Source organism: Pseudomonas sp. C32, assembly GCF_030417915.1.
Taxonomy (GTDB): Bacteria; Pseudomonadota; Gammaproteobacteria; order Pseudomonadales; family Pseudomonadaceae; genus Aquipseudomonas.
Genome location: NZ_JAUHUK010000006.1, coordinates 136,943 through 157,089, shown reverse-complemented (window position 1 = coordinate 157,089; position 20,147 = coordinate 136,943). Strand labels below are relative to the sequence as shown.

The window sequence follows — 20,147 nt, the reverse complement described above, 5'->3', positions numbered from 1 at the left end:
GCCGAAGTTTCAGTGTATTTCTGGCTGCTTTACGGCTACTTCCCTGGCTCCGCCTTGTTTGCGTCAGCGTCAGCATTCGCTTTGGATTTGATAAAAATTATTAGGGCTTTCAGCTCCTAGTCACTCGGAGCCGCCGCACCCAGTGACTTGATCAGGGCGATGACAGCACCCAGTTCATCGTCTTTGAGAGTATAGGCCACCATGACCGGCGGGTAGCCCTGCACCAGTCGGGCCTTCGGATCGAGAATCGACTCTTTCAGGTAGGTTTCATCGACCTGCACACTGCTGCCATCGGCAAGCTGTTCAGTGCGGCCGTACAGCCCTTTCCATCCCGGGCCGAGACTGGCACTGCCATCCTGGCTATGGCAGGCCTTGCAGCCGAGTTGTTCGGCTAGCTGGCGGCCTTTTTCCAGCACGCTGTCGCGACCGGGTTTGGCCGCTGTCGTCAATGTCTGCGCAAAAGTCGGTTGGCCTTTGAGCCATTGATCGAAGTCGCCCTGCTCTTCCACGATCATATGGCCGCGCATGTTGTAGTGACCTACGCCACAGTATTCAGCGCAAAGGACTTCGTACTTTCCGGTTTTAGTCGGCGTAAACCAAAAGTACGACACCATCCCTGGCACCATATCCATCTTGCTGCGAATTTGCGGCACATAGAAATCGTGCAGGACATCTTTAGCGCGCAGCAAGACTTTCACCGGCCGATCGAGCGGAAGGCGAACTTCATTATTCATGACAAGCACATCGTCCTGCCCTGCAGGATCCTTGGGATCAAGGCCGAAGGGATTGGCGGAATCAATAAACCTGATATCCGATTTTCCCAGCTTTGCGTCCTGGCCGGGAAAGCGAAAAGCCCACTGCCACTGCTGGGCTACCACTTCAAGTTCGTAAGCTTCTTTCGGCACACGGATGAAATCGTTGTAGACAACCAGGCCTGGCGCCAACATCCCGGCAATGCCGACCGAAGTAATGATAATCAACCATAATTCCAGCTTTTTACTTTCTGGCTGATAGGCCGCCCTGGCGCCCTCCTTGTGTCGATACCGCATCACCGCGACCGCCATGAATACCGTGATGGCAATGAAAAATATTCCGCTGATGATCAGGGTGATGAACAGGGTGGTGTCTATGGATCCCCAGTTGGAAGCGGCCGGCGTCGCTTGCCAAGGCGCTAGTAGATGGAATAGCACTGATGCAATAACGATTAGTATCAGGACAATTGCTATTGCCATTTGCTCTTCATCCTATTCCTGTTGTTCATTGGTTATGCATAAGCATCGCCACTGACCTACAAGCAGGGCTGACAAACACCACCCATCCGGGCGGTAAAGTCAGTAAGAAGTATAGAGCCCATCGGGTTGTACCGTGGGGTTGGCAAGCGAGGCGCGGTGACCGGCTATACTGAAATTCTGATGGCGGACAGCAGAGATCGGCCAGAAGCGGCGCAAAAAATCGAACCCTGCCCTTGTGCAGTCATCCAACATACGCGATGGCGTTGAGCAGGAACGATAACGACAGATTCCAGCAATCCACATGGGAGGTTTCGTCATGAGTGCCCTGACGATCGAAGGCTGGTGTAAAACCAGCGGCGCCCAAAAGTCCACCCCGATGGGGGAAGTCCATTTCTATGTCGACGGACCGCTGCATGTTCGTCTGGAGCAGGCCGAAGAGCGCTTGCAGAAGTCCCACGAGCCGGAAGCCATGGTCGATGTCGACATGGACTCGATGGATTTGATCATGCCCGAGGGATACGCACCCTTGTCCGACTGCCAGATGCGTGTCTATCTGCAACACGAACGCGGACAGTTCCACCTGGTTGGACACCGAGCGAGTGACGGCAGCTTGATCTACACCAACGCGGTGTTGATTGATCAACTGCTTGAGTAGCGGCTACGTGAATTTGGTACCGAACTAACATCAATATCGGGTACTGCTTTTGATTCACCGGTATTAGCCACTGTAGCGGGTCGACGGCAGTGTTTTCGCGCACTGCCGTCTTCTTGTAACGGTGGTGTCGCTGAGTCAGCACCGTCGTGAGCAGTAGAATATCGGCCGCGCACCTCGCTGCGGCGCCAGATATTTGCCCTGAGTGGGGGGCCGAGCATCCCGGATTAGCCAGAAATCAGGTTAGAGTGTTCATCAATCTCTGTTCATAGCACCCTCCTCTCGATTCGCGTCATTGCGCCAAGCAATTCCAGCGGACGAACCGGGCAAAAAAAACCGTATATCAATCGTTGTTTGAAGAATGAATCGTCCGCTGTTTGTTTCTCTAGATGGGCCCAAGGGAACCGGCAAAACCACACTGCTGGAGGCCGTTACCAAAGTACTGAGGGCAGACAACAAAAAGGTGATCCGCCTTTGCGAGCAAAAAAGCGATCCCGATAGGGGCGAAACAATGGCCCTCGTGAACAGGCTCGTCAGAAATCCCACCCGGGATCTGGAGTTGAGGGTTTGTGAGCGCTTTGCTGATAGCCGTACCTGGATTTCCCAGCACGTGCTGACTAAACAGCCACCAGGCAGCATCATCCTGATCGATCGCTGGTACCCGTCTGACGCCGCGTTTCGCCGGATAGTCCCGTTTGCAGAGATTCTCCAGTTGAACATTGATCGAAACGTGCGAGTGCCAGACCTGCATGTCGGGGTTGTCACCGCCCCTGATATTTCATGGGCCAGGGCAACGGCACGACGGCGTGGGCTGAGCAGTACCGTGATCCATAAGCTGGAAGAACATGTCGCTTGTACCAAGGCATTCGAGCGAGCGATTGCAGATCACGGCTGGGTTTTATGCCGTAATGAAGGAACGATCGAAGACGCAACGATGCAGGTGACTTCTGAGATCTATAGAGTCCTCGATGCCCGTTAGGCGAAGTTCGCTGCGCCGGCCTGTTCCGGGTTATGCGCCTTACGGTACTAGCGATGGTTGCGATAGCGTTCGGTCAAGGACTGCACGAGGGTGACGTAGGATTGCGTCTCGGCGTAGGGAGGCACCCCGTTGTACTCGACCACGGACGCTTCGCCAGCGTTGTAGCCTGCCAACGCCAGCATCTGGTTGCCGTTGAAGCGCTTGAGCAGCCAGGCCAGGTAGCGCACGCCGCCACGAATGTTCTGTCGTGCGTCGAACGGATCGTCCACGGCAAAGCGCTGGGCGGTGGCGGGCATCAACTGCATCAACCCCTGGGCGCCGGCTTCGGAAATGGCGTTGGGGCGAAACGCCGACTCGGCATGTATCACTGCGCGGACCAGCGCCCTGTCGACACCATAATGACCCGAAGCGGCTTCGATCTCCCGCCGATAGGATTGGGTGTCCAGGCGCAGTGAGGCAACCTTGAAATTCTTCGGCGCCATGCACAGATAGCAGCCCTTGATGACATATAGCTCAAGGGCATCGACCCGTGCGGAGATCCCGACGGGGCGCCGGCTGACATATTGACGAACACCCCTGTGGATGAAGGTGAACACCCGAATCCGCACCGCGCCTGAGTCGTCGTCCCGCACAAGCGGCAGGGCCATTGCCTTGGCACCGGCGCCCGTCATGCCATTCAGGCGAGTGCAGCGGGCGCTGGCGATGGCTTGGCTGGTGTAGCTGATAGCGCCGTCCCTGGTTTGGCACTTGAACATGGCGCTGGCGCACAGTGGAGTGACCAGCAAGGCCAGTTCGATGCAGCCAAGAAGGCTCTTGCGAGCCCATCGCCGTGCTCTGGAACTCATCACATCGCTCCGCGCCGAATGCGCCGATCGGGCCTGGGGCGCCTGGCCCGGGTGCTGCCTTTGCAGGGCTCATTCTGGGTGAACCGCCCTTTGTTCTGTTATACCCCTTGTAACCGGCCTTGGAACTTGCGTTGACGTACGGGCTGCCGGCGTGGCCGTTATTTGCCCTTCACGACAGGCGGAAACCGACCAGTAGCCGACCTTGCAAACCTCCATCTGAAGTGGATGGCCGCATTAAGGTCGTTTCACTGTCGGTCGCAGATCTTGTTACACGATGCGAAGCAAATCTGATACGAAATGCGTCAGTCAGCAGAGTGATCCATTATCGATTCCTGCTGACTGAGCTTTAATTGACTGACTCTGTGTTCAACGCTGAATACATTACTGGACTTAGTGCCCCAGTATTTTCGACAGGAAGAGTTTTGCCCGCTCCGAAGATGTCCCGTTAAAGAATGCTTCAGAGGATGTGTCATCAATGATCATCCCCTCTTCCATGAACACCACCCGATCTGCCACCCGTCGAGCAAAGCCCATCTCATGGGTGACCACCATCATCGTCATGCCGTCCTTGGCTAGCGACACCATTACGTCCAGCACCTCGTTGATCATCTCAGGATCCAGCGCCGAGGTTGGCTCATCGAAGAGCATGATGACCGGATCCATCGATAACGCCCGGGCGATGGCAACACGCTGCTGCTGACCTCCAGAGAGCTGTGCCGGATACTTGTGGGCATGCGCGCTGAGGCCCACACGTTCAAGCAATGCCAGACCTTTGGCTTTCGCATCGTTTGTCGGACGATGGAGCACCTTCGTTTGTGGCAACGTCAGGTTCTCGATGATCGACATATGGGGGAACAGCTCGAAATGCTGAAACACCATACCCACTTGCTGGCGCAACTTTGGCAGATCCGTTTTTGCACTGCCGATCGATTGCCCATTCACCAGGATTTCGCCTTTCTGAAAAGACTCAAGTCCGTTGACCGTCTTGATCAATGTCGACTTGCCTGAACCTGAAGGCCCGCACACCACTACAATTTCGCCTTTACTCACGTGCGTCGAGCAGTCTTTGAGGACTTGCAAATTTCCGTACCATTTATTGATTCCGCGCATTCTGATGCAGTGTGGCTGAACATCTGCAGAGAAGCGGGAAACCGATGCCACTGCGGCGTTAGTCTGAATCATTTGTCGAAGTACCCCGCGCGAATAGAGGCGCCTATCAGATTGACAATCAAGCGTCCCGCCGTCACGCAGGTGAGGTTGCTTGCGTTGTCTTTACCCGGCTGGATTTCAACGATATCCATACCGACTACCCGTCCTTTTTTCACCAATCCGTGAATGAGTTTGCGTGCCTGTAAAAAAGTCACGCCACCTGGGGCCGGACCATCTACAGCGGGCATGATGGTTGGATCGAGGCCGTCGGCATCAATGGTCAAGTAGTAGTTCCCACCATCGGGAATTCGCGAAAGTACTGCGTCCATGCCGATCTCATGCAGTTCATAGGCACTGATTAACTCCGCACCATACTCGCGCGCGACCTCAAGATCTTCGGGGCGTGCGCTACCTTGGGCGCGCAGTCCGATCTGGAAGATTTGGCCGACATGGGCCATTTCGGAGGCACGACGTATTGGGCTGGACAACCCTTCCCGAATCCCGTTCACGTCGTCGCGCCAGTCAAGGTGCGCATCGATATGGATGATGGTGATCGGGTCGAGACTGTCGTAGGCCCGTAAAACCGGCGTAGTAATTCCGTGGTCACCGCCAAGGATGACGGGTAGCGCTCCGGCTTTGAGAAGCTGGCGTACGGCCTGCTCGGCACGCTCATAGTGCTCACCCGGTTTGGCGACATCTGGCAAGACATCACCACAGTCGATGAATCGGATATCGCTACGGCCTTGCAGCAACGGGCCATCGATATCGAAATCATAATGCCGTGGATCACGCACCATACGGTCAGTGAGCTGACGTATTGCTAGTGGTGCATTGGTCTGGTCGTTGGTATATGAGCGCGGGCCGTAAGGCGAACCAAAAGGCATGCCAAGCACCGCAATATCCGCCTGTTGAAGGTTGTCCAGATCGGTCATCAGTTCTGAATAAAGCAGGGTCTGATGGCTGGTACGTGGGGCGACGGTCAGGTTCTTCATAAAAACTCCTAAATGATGGGATTTTCTAGCGATGCCGCCAGTGTCTTTCACGGGCTTCCAGTGCTTGGCCAAGCGCATCGAGGACAATGCTCGACAGCCAATAGAGCAATGCAGCGGTGCCTAACACTTCGAGATAGGCGAAGGTGTCAGCGGTCATCAGGTTGCTCTGATAGGTCAGCTCAGGAAGACTGGTTACCGAGAAGATCGCGGTGTCCTTGAACATCATGATGATCAGGCTGGTCGTAGGCGGGATCAGGTAGCCGAAGCTTTGCGGTACGACCACGTAGCGCTGAACCTGCCAGACGGAAAACCCCAGCGACCGCGCTGCACGCGCCTGGCCGGCAGGCACACTCTTCAAGGCGGCACGCAGGATTTCACTGAAATATCCGGCCGTGTAGAACGCCGTGGCACCAATGGCGATCGCAAACGATGAGGCTTGCACTCCTAGCTGCGGCAGGCCGAAAAACAGCAGATACACCACGATCAGGAATGGAACATTTCGGACAAGTTCGACATAACAACGGGCAAACAGCCTTGGCAACCAATGCTGGGCATCGGCCATGTAAGCGAACAAAGCACCGATCAACATCCCCAGCGGAATTCCTATGGCACTGACCGTCGCGGTGATTTTCAGCCCCTGCAGCAACGCCGGGATTGCGTGGCTGATCACTTCAATATCAATGGGCATTTGGCATTACCTTGGCAATGCGGCGCTCGATGAGTCGCGAGATCGACGAAGCGCACAGCAGAATAAGGAAGTAAACGATCGCTGTTGCACTGAACACTTGCAGTGGCAGATCGCTTTGCAGCGTCGCGTTACGAGCCACGGTCGCAAGCTCACTGACAGCGATGACCGACAGCAGCGATGAGGCTTTGAGCAGTACGGTGTACTCGTTGGTCAGCGGCGGAATGGAACGATGGAACATCTGCGGCAACAGCACGTAACGCCACTTTTGATGAGCGCGCATTCCCAGCGCCTGGGCTGCAGCCACCTGACCTCCAGGAATCGAAGTCAAAGCGCCTCGCAGGATTTCACTGATGTAAGCCGCCGTGTTCAAAGACAGGGCGAGGATCCCCGCTTCGAGTGGTGTCAGCTCAATACCGATCAGGCTCGGCAAAACGAAATACGCGATAAGCAACTGGATCAACAACGGTGTGCCGCGGATGGCACTGACGTAGACCATCACTGCGTATCGGAAAATTGGACCTGCGGCGACTCTAAGGAGAAGTAAAAGGACGCCGAGCCCGAGCCCTATCAGAAAAGCCAGGCTACTTGCGATAAGTGTTGTCGCTGCTCCTTGTAGTAGCCCATCGAAAAAGGGGCCCAGCGCGGTGTGTGCACTCAACCAGCTCGTCATTACCTGACCCTCCCTTTAGAGGGCCGCTTCAGGCAGATACCCTGAAGTCGGTAATGTCATCGTTTCGCCGAACCATTTTTTTTGCAGTTCCGCCAACTTGCCCGTCGCACGCATCTCATCAAGGGTTTCGTTGATAAAGGTGCGTACTTCAGGATTTTTAGCATTGACTACCCAAGCCAACAGCTTGGCATCGCCGACTTCGCCAACCGTCTTATAAACGTCTGGCTGGCGACGCATTTGCACAGCCAATACGTTGCTGGGTAGAACACCCACATCGATCGAGCCATTGGCAATCGCCAAGCCGACATCGGGATAGCCCTGGAACAGCTTGAGGTCAGCGTAGCCCTGCCCTTTGCCGGCCTTGAGTGCTCGCTCGTATTCCTGCAGTGCTTGTTGGGCTGAAGAACCCATCTGGGTTCCCACCACTTTGCCTGCTACATCCTCGGGCTTGCTGATAGTGGTGTTGTCCGCCTTGACGACGAACAATGAGCGGACAATACCGATGGGCTGACTGAATGCGAACCGTTTGGCACGCTCCGGTGTGATCCCGACGGAAGTGGCCACGAAATCAAATTTGTTGCTCATCAATCCGGGAAGCAAACCGTTGAACGGCAAGTTCAACTGCTCCAGCTCGACGCCGAGTTTGGCGGCCATCAGTTCCAGAATATCGTGGCCGTAACCCACCACCTTGCCGTTTTCAACGAACTCATAAGGTTCGTAAGCGGCTTCGGTGCCCACTGTCAGCTTGCCACGCTGCTTGATGTCGGCAAGCGTACCTGCCTGGGCTAATGCGAAGCTTGATGTGCAGATAACCAGCGAGGTCAAGAGCACGGTTTTGACGATGCTTCGGCGACTGAGTGTTGTCATGATGCGGTCCCCCATTTCTTGGAGTGTTGTATTTGTGAAGGTTGCTGGAACCAAATTAGCCAGCGCGAAAGCACAAGTAAAATCACTTTATTGGCAATATGGTCTTGGAATCTGATACCTTTTTTCCCATGAACCGATTTGACCTGACCGAGCGTGACTTACGTTCTCTGCGTATTTTCTGTGCTGCCGCTGAAGCCGGTGGATTTGCTGCGGCTGAACGCCGGCTAAATATGACCAAAGCCTCCATCAGCAGGCATATCAAGGAGGTAGAGGAGCGCTTGGGTGTGCGCCTCTGCGAGCGAGGTCCGGCAGGTTTCAAGCTGAGCGCGGCAGGGAGGGTGGCGCTGGAGTTGACGACTAATGCACTCAACTCTCTTGAACGAATCAAGCCTGAAATTGATGCGGTACGTGCTGTGATATCCGGCACCGTCTCGATTGGTACTGTCGAGCACATGCTCGCCGATCCGAATTGCCGACTGACCGAAGCGCTGAAAGAACTGAGACGACGGGCACCTAATGTTCAGGCAGAAGTCGCCGTAATGACCTTTGCCAATTTGAACCAGGCACTGCGCGAACGCCGGGTGCAGGTGGCCATTCGTGGGATGTACAGAAAAGAGCGAGTCTTTCATTACCAAAAGCTGTTCGTCGAAGAGCACCGCGTGTATGTGGCGAATCAAGCGCGGAGCGAGAAACAGCTTCGCCCTCAATTGGTTTATCGACCGCATCCCTTCGTCGAAGAAACGCTGGCTGCGCATGGTTTTGAACGTGGGCCCGAAGCCGCAGGACTGGAAGCGATCGCGATGCTTGTTGAAGGTGGAGGCTATGCCGGGCTGCTACCGGAGCATTATGTCGAACTCATTGCCCCGCGCTTCGACTTGCGGGAGTTACCGGACAGCCCCGTGTTCCATAACACCATCTGCGCAATAACCGAGGCTTCTCGCCCTCTGTCACGAAGCGCAGAGCTTTTTCTAGAGATCCTTGAAGAATTGCATGCAAGCGACTCGTCCATCTCGAATCGATATGGAGCCAGATAGAAAACGAATGGTTCAGTCAGTCGAGTTGTCACCCTTCGCGAAGAAGGTAGTGAACAGGCAGTCAAGATCTCACCATGAGTCAGATCCTGCGGCGATCTTGGGCCTGATATTTCAAGTGTTGCTCCGCGATTTTTTGCCCTTGCTATGCTCACAGCATCTGTTTCTACAGAGGCGAGCAGCATGGCCGCACAAGGCAAGCAAGTCCCATTCACATTCAAGGCTATGGCTAGCTCGGCGGGTGGGTTCCTTATCGTTTGGGCTGCCATGAAGCTGCTCGACACCTGGTTCGACCTGACGTTGTTAGCCGAGACCAAGGGCTGGCTGCTACGTTTTCGGGATTGGCTTTTGCTGGAAACGCCAATGCCGAATTGGTCTGCGCTGATGCTTGTCGCGATTTTAATCAGCACGCTGTCTGTCGCGCTTTACTACGCCCGCTTCACTGACGGCGCTAACGGCGAGTTACATGAGATAGAACGAAAAGTTTACAAAATGAACAACCCTCAGTTTCCGCAATTGACGGATAACCAAACGCTACTGATGGAGGCGTTGGCCTACCATGCAAACTTCAGAAAAGTTGCAAATTTAGACTCGGTTTGCAAACTTGTCTCGCTCAGTACGTTAGAAGTTGAAACCGGTTTAAATCAACTTCAGGTTAAACGTCTTGTCAGGCGAAAAGTGACACGAGGGACGTTCGGCTCCACCGTCTTTGAACTTACCCTGGAGGGTAAGGATTATGCATTAGAGCGACTTGAGCTAACGTAATATCGACACATGGGTCGTGACCCAGGCTGCTTTTTTGAGTGGCATTGTTCACCCTATGGGCGACATGATTCGCCCGAACGTTCGGTGAGTCAGCCTATCTCTCGAGAAAAACCACAGGACGAGCTATCTACGACCACTGGTCGCATTCGCCGATCACAGGTAGCAAAAAATCAGAAACCCGCTATTACGTTAATAATTGCAATTTCATTCATTGCACATCGCCACAGGAACGCCCCAGGATGCGAAACGCACTCAAGCATTCGAGACTCCGTTTTGGCTTTTTACTTTCTGTTATCTCAATAGGGCTGATCGCTTGCAGCAGCAACGATAATATTAATACACCCAATAAAGAAATGACTCGACCACCTATCGATGATAGCGAGACTTCCTCTGTGCGTGTCACGACCAGCTGGATACGACACTCGCTTAGCCAAACTGACTGCCTGAAACACGCCCGAGCGGCACTTACAAAAGCGAGATACTTTGTTGATGCAGGAGAAAGATCAGTCTTTGGGTTTCGTGAAGGCATGACTTTTTCGATCCGCTGCGACTACGAAGGCGTTGCTTTTTTAGCAGTGGCTTATCGCCAAAGACCCAGTACTCAAATCCAGGATCGGATCTTGAATGAAATAACCAGGTTATTTTAAGGACTAAGGACAGAGGTAAAGGGGCTCGTCCACAGAAAGATCGAATGCAGGTCTGGACGGTACAAATGGCTCTATTTGACTTTGCCGCCTCAAGGATGAGGGCGAATGAGATACCGTGTTGAGCTGTCGATCTGTTCAACTCCCAGGGAAATCAATGCTGAGCTCACTTGTATCGAATGGCCAGTCACTCACGCCGGCCCCATCAGAACGCTCGGTCCCATGGTGGAGCTTTACCAAAACAGTCCTGGCCGTGACGACACTGTCTCTGGTGCGTGATGGGCTGGTGGGACTGGACGATCCGATCCTCGATCAACCTTTCACGTTGCGCCAGTTACTGCGGCATGAGGCCGGTCTCGCCGATTATGGCGAACTGGCGGAGTATCACACTGCCGTTGCGAACAATGAGCCAGCCTGGTCGGCAGATGAAATGATGCAGCGCCTTGAGGGTGCTCGACTTCGATACAGTCCCGGAACCGCTTGGCACTACTCGAATGTCGGTTACTGGATGATTGGAAAACTGATCGAACGGGTGACTGATCTTGCGCTTGAAGAGGCCGTGAGTCGACGTGCACTAACGCCCTTAGGCTTGTCGAGCGTTCGCTTCGCTAAAACGCGAGCAGATTTAGCAGAAGCCTCTCCTGGAAACCCACCGAATTATGACCCCGCCTGGGTCTATCACGGCCTGCTGATCGGTCCTCTTTCACAAGCGGCGCTATTGCTGGATCGACTGCTCACCGGACACCTTCTCCCCACGGACTTGCTCCAGGCAATGCAGACCGCACGAACATTGGGCGGTCCGATTCCCGGACGTCCATGGGTTACACCGGGATATGGCCTTGGTGTAATGCAGGGCACAACTGAAGGCGGCTTGATCCTGTGCGGACACACAGGCTGCGGGCCTGGAAGTGTCATTGCTGTTTACCGCATCAGCGACGGCGACGCCTCGGCTTGTTGCGCAGCGTTTGGGACAAATGTCAGTGAAGGCGCCGTCGAAGCACACGTCGTCGACCAATTGAAACAAGCCTTGAGGAACTACGTTTGAGGCGTCCGCGCCCTCTTCGACTCCGCTCCCTTGATTCTCTCGACGTCAGTTTTTTGGGCCGATTGCCGTCCTTCGTGAAAGGGTTGAAAAAGATATGGCCTCCAAGGAATCGAACCGTCGCCCAGCGGTCCAACGCGGGTCTGGACAACGGCGCCACGCGCCCGAATGATCACCTGCCGACCGTCATTGCCCTTGGAGAGCCTTTTGTCAGCTGTCTTTTCGCGCCAATTTTTCCGGTGGGCGTTACTGCTCTTTTGCGGTGGCGCCACGTCGTCTGCACTCGCCTGCCCGACCGGGCAGTATCAAGTCTGCGTGGTCGCCTGCTTTTGTGCGCCAGGTTCCGAAGAGGACTTTGGGACGATCTTCAAAGACATGAACCAATTGGCGGCCTCGGGATTGGAGAACTGGATCGTGATGTCGCGCAACAACGCGGCAACGGGCGATGTTCTACCCATCCCGCTGAACATCCGGGCCCAACTCGAACCCTACTACGACATTCAAGTGCTCGACACGGCTCGCTACAAGGTCGGGGATGAAACGGAGCTGAACGCTGCCAATACCCTGCTGCAGAATCCCGATATCAATGCCGTCACCCTGGTAGACATCATCGTCTTTCGCGACGCTGAAGATGCACTCAACAATGTCGCGCTCTGGGCACATGAGTTGAAGCACGTGCAGCAATACCAGCAATGGGGCGTTCGCGAGTTTGCCACTCGCTACACCCGTGATTACTCAGCCGTCGAGGCGCCCGCCTACGAGATTCAAACGCAGGTGGGAAATGCCTCGAGAGCCGCCGTCGAGCCGCAGACACCTCGAACACCATGAGTTCTGTCAGTGATCGTCAGAACCACCGAAGCGCAAATCAAAGGCTATGTAATCCGACTGGAAAATATCCTGATCGGGTTTGAAATGCGCTTTGTGCTGTTGCCTGCTCCCGTTGCACGGGCCGTCATCCTGGATGGCATCGAAGGCACTCACACCGGTCAGCTCGGCGTTAAGATCGCCTTTAAGTCGCTCTGCACTCATATTGTTATTTTCCTTACGACTGAAGGTCATTCGGCCGGGCAGCGCACGGCCGATCGAAGATCGAAATGGGGGATCGCCACGCAGTTCGTAGGGAGGAGTTTATCGACGCGCAGCATGTCAACCTTTCTATCGGCGACAACGCGTTAGCATTTCATGACAATTTGTTTCCGCTGATCCGGTCCGCACCGATCAGAGCATTTTCTCCAGACCGATTTTGTCGCTGAGCCAGGCTTTGAAACTGCGCCATGTTCCGCCGGGTTCCTCGTACAAGGTATGCAGTTGATCGTCGTCCTCCGTGACCCAGACGATTTCGCCATTTTCCAGTCGGGCCTGATAACTCATCGCAGGCGCCATGCCCTCAAGCGCCAGCTCGCGCACGTAGCCGGCCAACTCGGCGCTGTCGACCAGCACCCCGACTTCGGTGTTCCAAAACACAGAACGCGGGTCGAAATTGAACGAGCCGATGAACACTTTTTGCAGGTCCATAATCATGGCCTTGGTGTGCAGGCTGGAGTCCGAGCCACCACTGAAGCCAAACGATGAAGCGCGACCGGGGTCGTCCGGCTGGCGCCGCAGCTCATAGAGCTTCACGCCGTGTTCGAGCAGGGTCTTGCGGTAAGGCGCATAGCCGCCATGCACCGCTGGCACGTCGGTAGCTTCCAGCGAGTTGGTCAACAGGCGTACCTCCACACCGGCATCGGCACGACCGAGCAAATAGTGCATACCCGGCTGCTGCGGGACGAAATACGCCGAGATCATGATCAGTTCTTTATCGACGCTATCTAGCTCAGGCCGCAGTTGCGTGGCCATCAATAGCGAGCGGGCCGGCTCGTCGTCGGCCAGTACCTTGCTCGGGGCGTCCCACATTGCCTTGCCGTGGGCCCAGATCAGTTGCTTGCGCCAGGTGGCGAGTTGCGGCTTGGACCGGTAGGTCATGAGATGGTCGTACAAAGCCTTGTTCTCGGTACGTGAAGTCAGGAGCGATTGATCCAGACGCTGGCGGCTCTTGGCCAGGTCTTCGGCGGTTGGCTTGTTGATCAGGAAGTCGCTGATCGGCTGGCTCAGGGTGCTGTTCCAGTACTGATCAAAGCTCACGCCCAACTGCCCGGCAACCGGGCCGATGCACAGCAGGTCCATGTCGGTGAAGTTGAGGTCGGGCTTGGCGTCAAAATACTCATCGCCCAGGTTACGACCGCCGACGATAGCGACGCTGTTGTCGGCCAGCCACAGTTTGTTGTGCATGCGCCGGTGCTGTTGGGAAAGATCGAGCAGACGGCCCATGGCTCGGGTCACCATGGTGCTGCGTCCCAGATGCAACGGGTTGAACACACGGATATGGATGTTCGGGTGCACGGCCAATGTAGCGATGACTTCTTCCTGGCCGTCACTGGCGGTGTCATCGAGCAGGATGCGTACGCGTACACCGCGATCGGCGGCCAGCAGCATTTCACGCACCAGTGCCCGGGTGCTGAGACCGTTGTGCACGATGTAGTACTGCAGATCGACGCTTTTTTGCGCATTGCGGATCAACTCGGCGCGCGCCCGGAACGCTTCACTGCTGTTGGGCAGCAAGCGAAATCCGGAGCGCCCTTCCTGCGGTGCGGCTTGCGCCTGGATCGAGCGCCCGAAAGCCGATTCGCTGGCAGGTATCACCGAGCTGTAGTCATGGGGCAAACGCGTGGGGGTCGCGCAGCCAGCGAGCACCAGTGCGACCAACACGGCGGGAATGAACCGGAAGATGGGCAAAGGCTCGTCCTCGCTGGATGTGTTCTGACCTCAGGAACCCGCCTATGGTTACGACCCCACGGCAATCTGCACGCCTGATTTCAGTAAAGCCCGGTTCAGCCAACGTGTCGAAGTTTCCGACCATTCCCCCCAGAATGGATCAAGACAGGTTTTCGAGTAACTCCAGTGCCTGATCGAAATCGAAGCTCTCCGCTTGCTGAACAACCCGGTGCAACTGCTCGACGACCCGAGGGCCTGACGCCAGCCCCTGCAGTTCGTGCAGGGCGGTCAGCGCCAGGGTGTCGCTCTCGGCCAGCAGATGCCGGACGTGGGCCAATTGCGCCTGCCATTCGCTGTTGAAGGGTGCGGTGACGGCGTCTATGGGCGCTGTCGGTTCGGTCAGCACCGATAAGCCTTCCAGCACGATGGCCAGGCAGCGTTCGACCTCCACCAGCGAATCTGTCAGGTCCTGCCCTGCGCCACCGTTCAGGCACGCCTGTTCCAGGACGCCGGCGTCGTTCGCCAGTTCAATCGCACCGATGTTACCGGCCGTCCCGCGCAAGGTGTGGGCCAATCGGATTGCCACCTTCGGATCGCTGTCAGCTCGGGCCGCCAGGAACTCGGCGCTAAAAGACTGCTGGCTGGCGCAAAACTTGCGCAGCAGGCGCAAATAGAGCTCGACCTTGCCCATACACGTGCTCAGGCCTGCACTCAAATCAATACCGGGAAGGCTGGCCGGCAGCACGTCTGTAGACTCCGTCGTCAGCGGCGAAATGACGGCAACAGGAGCGCCGCGACCCACTCCCGGATGTATCCACCGGGCCAACGTGGCGAACATGTCTTCGACGTTCAAGGGTTTGGAGATGTGATCGTTCATGCCGCAGGCAAGCGCCCGTTCGCGGTCCCCCGCCATGGCGTCGGCGGTCATGGCGATCACCGGCAGATTCGCCCAACGAGGCTGCTCGCGTATTTTGCGGGTCGCGGTGTACCCGTCCATCACCGGCATCTGGCAGTCCATCAACACACCATCGAAGTCCGAGTCCCGCTCCAACTGGTCGAGCGCTTCCTTGCCATGATTGGCCAGCAACAACTCGATACCGGCGCTCTCCAGCAGTTCACACGCCAGTTCGCGGTTCAGCTCATTGTCTTCCACCAGCAACAGTCGCGCGCCACGCAGGCTGGCCATGGCGCTGGTGCTCTGGTCGGTGCGCTTGTTGGCCCGGGTATCGACGTGGGGGATTTTTCCCAGCACGGTGCCCAGCGCCTCCAGCAACGTCGACGGCGTCACCGGTTTCGTCAGTACCACCGGCAATTGAATGCCGTGCCGGCTGGCTTCTTCGCGAGCCTCTTCGCGACCAAAAGCAGTGACCATGATCACTGACGGCGTTTTCACCAGTTTGGCGGCCTGCATCTGCCGCACCGTCTCCACGCCATCCATGCCGGGCATGCGCCAATCCATCAGCACCAGGTCATAGGGCAGCCCCTTGGTTTCGGCTTCCACCAACATGGCCAGTGCGGCTCGACCACTTTGCGCGACGTCCACTTCGACACCAAAACCGCGCGCCATGGTGGACAGAATCTCGCGCGCCGTGGCGTTGTCGTCGACAACCAGCACACGGCTACCCACCAATTCGTCGGCGGTCAACATGCGGCGTAGATGGGCGTCGCGCTGCACGCCCACGCTTACCTCGAAATGAAAAGTGGACCCTATGCCCGGCTCGCTCTCCACCCAGATGGTCCCGCCCATCAGCTCCACCAGATGCTTGGAGATGGCCAGGCCCAACCCGGTGCCGCCGTATTTACGCGTGGTGGAACTGTCGGCCTGGCTGAACGGTTGAAACATGCGCGAGCATTGCTCGGCGCTCATGCCGATCCCGCTGTCGCGCATCCAGAAATGCAGTTGCGCCTGCTCACCTTCGGCGCTTCGCAGTTCTGCACCGAGCACAATCTCGCCCTGCTCGGTGAACTTCGTCGCATTGTTGCCCAGGTTGATCAGCACCTGGCCCAGGCGCAACGGATCGCCGACTAACGCGGTCGGCAGTTCAGGTGCCGTGTTGAACAGCAATTCCAGACCTTTGTCCTCGGCTTTCAGGCCAATCATGCTGGCGAACCCGTCGAGCACGTCCTCGAGATGGAAGGGAATGTGTTCGAGGTTCATCTTGCCGGCCTCGATTCTGGAGAAGTCGAGGATATCGTTGATGATGCCCAGCAGGCTTTCGGCCGAGCGATGGACCTTCTCGATGTAGTTACGTTGACGGTGGTCGAGTTCGGTTCGCAAGGCCAGGTGGCTCATGCCGATGATGGCGTTCATCGGAGTGCGGATTTCGTGGCTCATGGTGGCCAGGAAGTCGCTTTTGGCCCGGGTCGCCTCCTCCGCGGCCTCGCGTGCGCGCTGCACCTCGGCCTCGGCGGTCTTGCGATCGGTGATGTCAAAGTACCAATTGGCATCCATGCCCCGCTCTCCCAGTGTCATCGAGACAGCCGACACCAGTACGTCAAAGCGTTCACCACCGGCGCGCTGCATCGTGGTCTCGAAATTCAGCACCTGACCTTGCGAGGCCGCAGCGAGAAAGCGCTGGCGTGCCTGCGGGTCGACCCAGAACTGCGCCGGATCCGTCCCCTCCAGTTCCGCCAGACGGGTTCCGAACAAACTGTTGAACTGCGGATTGCAGTAGCTCGGACGCCCATCGAAGTCTCTGATCACCATGGCCACCGGGCTGCTGTCGAGCACGGCGCGCAACTGGGACTCACTGGCTTTGAGCGCCGCTTGCAACTGACGGCGCTCACTGACATCACGCACCGAAGCGCACACGCAGGTTTCACCCCCGTCCAGACTCGGCAGGTGCGACAGGCTGATCTCGGCCGAAAAGTGGCTACCGTCCTTGCGCACGCCTTGCAGGTCATCCAGATAGCTTCCCATCTGTCGAGTGTCGCCGTGGGCCACGAACTCCTTGCGCAGACCCACGTGGTGCTCTCGACTGGCGACGGGCACCAGACGTTCGATTTTCTCGCCAATCAACTCACCGGCCGCGTAACCGAACAGTTGATCCAGTTGGCGATTGGTTCGCAGGATCTTTCCGTCGGCATCCACCACCAGCATGCCGTCCGGGGCCGCTTCGATGATCCCGCGATACCAGGCCTCGGTCGCACGCAAGGCCGACTGCTGGGTTTCGAGCGCCTTGGCCTGTTCTTCCAGTTGCAGCGCCTGTTCCGCCATTTCATTGGCCTGGCGACGGGTTTCTGCCAACAGCGTCTTGACCGCCTGGTTACGCTCCAGAATCGCCATCGCGGCAGCCAGGCGTGGCGTGGCCTCATGCAACAGCTGTAATTCGCGCTCGCCCAACGGCTCCAGACCGGCCAGTTCGAGTACGCCCAGCAGCCGCTCGCCGCGCACGATGGGTTGCAGCAGCAAACAACTCGCTGTCATCTCGCCAAGCGGCGAGTGCAAACGCCATTGATGCTCCGGCAGCGCCTGAAACTGACGTGGCTGACGATCCACCGCGCACTGCCCCAACAGACCATCGCCGAACAAGACTTGTGCCTCAGGCGGTCGCTCGGCATCGGTCGCATAACGGCCCATCAGCGAAAGCGTGCCGGCGTCCTCGTTCGCGCTGTAAAGCACCCCTTGGCAGATTCCCTGCAGGCCGGCCATGCACTGCAGAAACACCTGCGCCAACTCGGCGGGCGTTTCAGCCTGTTGCAGATCAACCTGCAACTGGGCGGTATGCGACTTGATCCAGCGCTGGTGCTCCAGCTGTTGGGACTCGCTCTGCAGTTTGGCGATGGCCCGTGCCAGGTCGCCCGTTTCGTTATTCATGTCGGTGTGAGGGATCGGCTGATCCAGCTGCCCGGCGGCCAACTGGTCCACGGCCACCCGCACCCGGTTGAGCGGATTGCGTATCGATTGGCTGACCAGCCAGGCCAGCAGCAGCGCCAGCGACAGGCCTCCGAACAACAATATGTAGGTCAGCAGGGTGCTGCGTTCGGCATAGTCGGCAATGTCCTTGGCCGTGTCGCGAATCGAGGCTTCCTTGATCTGGGCGATCGCGTACAAAAGGGTGTCGGCCTGCTGAGCCAGTTGCTGGAACTCACTGCTATTGAGCAGCACCAACGCCTGACTCTGCTGGCCCTGATCGATCAATTGAAAGGCGTGATCGCCATGGCGCTGCAACTGTTGCAGCAACAGGTCGAACTCGGCGAGACGTGCCAGATTCTCCGCACGCCGCAGGGTCACTTTGGCCTGGGCCAGCGCGAGCTGCAGCCGATTCTGGATGTCACGCAACTGCTGCAGGGATTCGACGCGGATCGATGCGCTGTCGGTGCCTACCGCACGCTGCAGTGCTTGCATCATATGGGGCAGTTGAACCCGCGCTTCATGCAAGTACTCCATGCCCACCAGTTCCTGCAGGTAGAGTTTCTGCATGTCCTGCTCCAGCGAATGCTGGGTCCGCAGGCTTTGTACACCGAGCACCAGCACCAACAGCAGTAGCGCGGAAAACCCCAGAATCAGTTTGTGCAGAAGCGCAAGGCGCTCAAGCAGGGTGCGCAATCCGGCCATGGCCTGTCCTCGTGATCCTGATAAAAATACGGGTGAAGGGAGTGGAAAGTACCGGGTTCAAGGCGTCTGGCCGCTACGTTCCAGGGCGGCCTGTTTGGCTGCCATGTCCTGATTGGTGTCGGCGAAACGCTCGGCAATGGCCTGGAACTGTTCAACGCAGGCCAGGAAAGCGTCGCAGATGTCCGGATCAAAGTGGCTGCCTCGCCCCTGCCGAATAATCTCGACGGCCTGCTCGTGGGGCATTCCGGATTTATAGACCCGACGGCTGATCAGCGCGTCATAGACATCGGCCACCGCCATCAACCGGGCGCTGATGGGAATATCGTCAGCCGCCAGCCCCTGCGGGTACCCGCTGCCGTCCCATTTCTCCTGGTGACTGTAGGCAATCTCCTTGGCCAGAACGAGGAAGTCGACGCGAATGCCGAGCGCATCCTCGGCATGCTGGATGGCGTCACGCCCCAACGTTGTATGAGTCTTCATGATCTCGAACTCTTCCTCGGTGAAGCGTCCCGGCTTGAGGAGGATATGGTCGGGAATGCCGATCTTGCCGATGTCGTGCAGCGGCGCCGACTTGAAGAGCAGCTCGATGGTCTCCTCGCTGAGGAAGGGACTGAAACGCGGATGATCGCGCAGATGCTCGGCCAGCACCTTGATGTAATGCTGAGTCCGGCGGATATGGTTGCCGGTTTCGTTATCGCGCGTCTCGGCCAGTGAAGCCATGGCCTGGATCGCCACGTCCTGGATCGCAGTCACTTCACGGGTCCGGCGCTCGACTTCTTTTTCCAGATAGTCGTTGTGATCGCGCAGGAAGTCCTTCGCCGCCTTGAGTTTGAGTTGGGTATCCACCCGCGCCAGAACCAGCGCCGGTCTGATGGGTTTGGTGATGTAGTCGACGGCCCCGAGCTCCAGGCCATGGATCTCATCTTCGGTTCCGGCCATGGCCGTCAGAAAGATGATCGGAATATCACAGGTGCGCGGGTCGCGCTTGAGCCGCTCTGCCACTTCATGGCCGGACATTCCGGGCATCATGATGTCGAGCAGGATCAGGTCCGGTAGCGTATCGCCTTGCAATACCCGCAAAGCCTTTTCGCCACTATTGGCGGCCTTGACCCGGTATTTATCCTTGAGCAGATCGGTCATCAGCATCAGGTTATCGGGCGTGTCATCGACCACCAGGAGGGTAGGCGCACTGTAACGACTCTGTTCGACACTCATGGCCGGCGGCTCCCTGTCAGATATCGGCATCCCAAGGCGACATTTTCACCCCGGCGAAACAGAG

General features: G+C 57.1%; 17 protein-coding genes and 1 pseudogene. 8 read left to right on the top strand and 10 right to left on the bottom strand.

Features of this window, described 5'->3' with window-relative positions; genetic code table 11:
* Positions 1 to 35: 35 nt before the first annotated feature.
* Positions 36 to 1,232, bottom strand: a pseudogene (locus QYH43_RS09310) (c-type cytochrome).
* 316 nt (positions 1,233 to 1,548) lie between these two features.
* On the opposite strand from QYH43_RS09310, the gene QYH43_RS09305 reads away from it, so the two are divergent.
* Both QYH43_RS09305 and QYH43_RS09300 read left to right on the top strand, forming a co-directional pair.
* Positions 1,549 to 1,887 carry a hypothetical protein gene (locus QYH43_RS09305; protein WP_095056935.1) on the top strand — a complete coding sequence of 113 codons (339 nt, stop codon included), beginning with the start codon at positions 1,549 to 1,551 and terminating at the stop codon, positions 1,885 to 1,887.
* Positions 1,888 to 2,245: 358 nt separating this feature from the next.
* A complete protein-coding gene (locus QYH43_RS09300; protein ID WP_301156922.1) occupies positions 2,246 to 2,863 on the top strand; it encodes a dTMP kinase in 618 nt (205 codons plus the stop codon).
* Positions 2,864 to 2,910: 47 nt separating this feature from the next.
* On the opposite strand, the gene QYH43_RS09295 is transcribed toward QYH43_RS09300, so the two are convergent.
* The 6 genes from QYH43_RS09295 to QYH43_RS09270 form a co-directional block, all read right to left on the bottom strand.
* Positions 2,911 to 3,708, bottom strand: coding sequence for a lytic transglycosylase domain-containing protein (locus QYH43_RS09295; protein WP_301156921.1), 798 nt, complete (start codon positions 3,706 to 3,708; stop codon positions 2,911 to 2,913).
* Positions 3,709 to 4,098: 390 nt separating this feature from the next.
* Positions 4,099 to 4,818 (bottom strand): amino acid ABC transporter ATP-binding protein, encoded by a 720-nt coding sequence (locus QYH43_RS09290; RefSeq protein WP_223530247.1) that lies wholly within the window; start codon positions 4,816 to 4,818, stop codon positions 4,099 to 4,101.
* Between the two features lie 68 nt (positions 4,819 to 4,886).
* Entirely contained in the window at positions 4,887 to 5,849 is a 963-nt protein-coding gene (locus QYH43_RS09285; protein WP_095056803.1) for an agmatinase, read from the bottom strand.
* A gap of 25 nt (positions 5,850 to 5,874) precedes the next feature.
* Positions 5,875 to 6,537, bottom strand: coding sequence for an amino acid ABC transporter permease (locus QYH43_RS09280; protein WP_095056804.1), 663 nt, complete (start codon positions 6,535 to 6,537; stop codon positions 5,875 to 5,877).
* Complete coding sequence (locus QYH43_RS09275; RefSeq protein ID WP_095056805.1) at positions 6,527 to 7,207, bottom strand: amino acid ABC transporter permease; 681 nt, start codon at positions 7,205 to 7,207, stop codon at positions 6,527 to 6,529. Before QYH43_RS09275 ends, QYH43_RS09280 begins: the two co-directional genes overlap by 11 nt.
* A 15-nt stretch (positions 7,208 to 7,222) precedes the next feature.
* Positions 7,223 to 8,074 carry a transporter substrate-binding domain-containing protein gene (locus QYH43_RS09270; RefSeq protein WP_095056936.1) on the bottom strand — a complete coding sequence of 284 codons (852 nt, stop codon included), beginning with the start codon at positions 8,072 to 8,074 and terminating at the stop codon, positions 7,223 to 7,225.
* A 104-nt stretch (positions 8,075 to 8,178) separates the two neighbouring features.
* Between QYH43_RS09270 and QYH43_RS09265 the strand changes: the two genes are divergently transcribed.
* The 6 genes from QYH43_RS09265 (at position 8,179) to QYH43_RS09240 (ending at position 12,732) form a co-directional block, all read left to right on the top strand.
* Complete coding sequence (locus QYH43_RS09265) at positions 8,179 to 9,108, top strand: LysR family transcriptional regulator (protein WP_218232046.1); 930 nt, start codon at positions 8,179 to 8,181, stop codon at positions 9,106 to 9,108.
* A 180-nt stretch (positions 9,109 to 9,288) separates the two neighbouring features.
* Positions 9,289 to 9,870: a hypothetical protein gene (locus QYH43_RS09260; protein WP_301156920.1), complete on the top strand. Its 582-nt coding sequence runs from the start codon at positions 9,289 to 9,291 to the stop codon at positions 9,868 to 9,870.
* Between the two features lie 239 nt (positions 9,871 to 10,109).
* On the top strand, positions 10,110 to 10,517 hold the full coding sequence (locus QYH43_RS09255) for a hypothetical protein (protein WP_143498332.1): 408 nt from the start codon (positions 10,110 to 10,112) through the stop codon (positions 10,515 to 10,517).
* A 154-nt stretch (positions 10,518 to 10,671) separates the two neighbouring features.
* A complete protein-coding gene (locus QYH43_RS09250) occupies positions 10,672 to 11,559 on the top strand; it encodes a serine hydrolase (RefSeq protein WP_301156919.1) in 888 nt (295 codons plus the stop codon).
* Between the two features lie 204 nt (positions 11,560 to 11,763).
* Positions 11,764 to 12,384 carry a DUF4157 domain-containing protein gene (locus tag QYH43_RS09245; protein WP_301156918.1) on the top strand — a complete coding sequence of 207 codons (621 nt, stop codon included), beginning with the start codon at positions 11,764 to 11,766 and terminating at the stop codon, positions 12,382 to 12,384.
* Positions 12,385 to 12,393: 9 nt separating this feature from the next.
* A complete protein-coding gene (locus QYH43_RS09240; RefSeq protein ID WP_301156917.1) occupies positions 12,394 to 12,732 on the top strand; it encodes a hypothetical protein in 339 nt (112 codons plus the stop codon).
* Positions 12,733 to 12,774: 42 nt separating this feature from the next.
* Here QYH43_RS09240 and QYH43_RS09235 read toward each other — a convergent pair whose 3' ends face one another.
* From QYH43_RS09235 to QYH43_RS09225, 3 genes are all read right to left on the bottom strand, one after another.
* Positions 12,775 to 14,325, bottom strand: a complete 1,551-nt coding sequence (locus tag QYH43_RS09235; RefSeq protein ID WP_301156955.1) for a phospholipase D family protein — start codon at positions 14,323 to 14,325, stop codon at positions 12,775 to 12,777.
* A gap of 145 nt (positions 14,326 to 14,470) precedes the next feature.
* The gene (locus QYH43_RS09230) at positions 14,471 to 18,868 is read right to left on the bottom strand and encodes a response regulator (RefSeq protein ID WP_301156916.1); all 4,398 of its coding nucleotides are present in this window, start codon (positions 18,866 to 18,868) and stop codon (positions 14,471 to 14,473) included.
* A gap of 57 nt (positions 18,869 to 18,925) precedes the next feature.
* A complete protein-coding gene (locus tag QYH43_RS09225; protein WP_095056811.1) occupies positions 18,926 to 20,083 on the bottom strand; it encodes a two-component system response regulator in 1,158 nt (385 codons plus the stop codon).
* Positions 20,084 to 20,147: the final 64 nt, after the last annotated feature.

Bases quoted from the DNA above. Each gene is read 5' to 3' on its own strand.
- QYH43_RS09305 (WP_095056935.1), top strand. From the start codon at position 1,549: ATGAGTGCCCTGACGATCGAAGGCTGGTGTAAAACCAGCGGCGCCCAA.
- QYH43_RS09300 (WP_301156922.1), top strand. From the start codon at position 2,246: ATGAATCGTCCGCTGTTTGTTTCTCTAGATGGGCCCAAGGGAACCGGC.
- QYH43_RS09295 (WP_301156921.1), bottom strand. From the start codon at position 3,708: ATGAGTTCCAGAGCACGGCGATGGGCTCGCAAGAGCCTTCTTGGCTGC.
- QYH43_RS09290 (WP_223530247.1), bottom strand. From the start codon at position 4,818: ATGCGCGGAATCAATAAATGGTACGGAAATTTGCAAGTCCTCAAAGAC.
- QYH43_RS09285 (WP_095056803.1), bottom strand. From the start codon at position 5,849: ATGAAGAACCTGACCGTCGCCCCACGTACCAGCCATCAGACCCTGCTT.
- QYH43_RS09280 (WP_095056804.1), bottom strand. From the start codon at position 6,537: ATGCCCATTGATATTGAAGTGATCAGCCACGCAATCCCGGCGTTGCTG.
- QYH43_RS09275 (WP_095056805.1), bottom strand. From the start codon at position 7,207: ATGACGAGCTGGTTGAGTGCACACACCGCGCTGGGCCCCTTTTTCGAT.
- QYH43_RS09270 (WP_095056936.1), bottom strand. From the start codon at position 8,074: ATGACAACACTCAGTCGCCGAAGCATCGTCAAAACCGTGCTCTTGACC.
- QYH43_RS09260 (WP_301156920.1), top strand. From the start codon at position 9,289: ATGGCCGCACAAGGCAAGCAAGTCCCATTCACATTCAAGGCTATGGCT.
- QYH43_RS09255 (WP_143498332.1), top strand. From the start codon at position 10,110: ATGCGAAACGCACTCAAGCATTCGAGACTCCGTTTTGGCTTTTTACTT.
- QYH43_RS09250 (WP_301156919.1), top strand. From the start codon at position 10,672: ATGCTGAGCTCACTTGTATCGAATGGCCAGTCACTCACGCCGGCCCCA.
- QYH43_RS09230 (WP_301156916.1), bottom strand. From the start codon at position 18,868: ATGGCCGGATTGCGCACCCTGCTTGAGCGCCTTGCGCTTCTGCACAAA.
- QYH43_RS09225 (WP_095056811.1), bottom strand. From the start codon at position 20,083: ATGAGTGTCGAACAGAGTCGTTACAGTGCGCCTACCCTCCTGGTGGTC.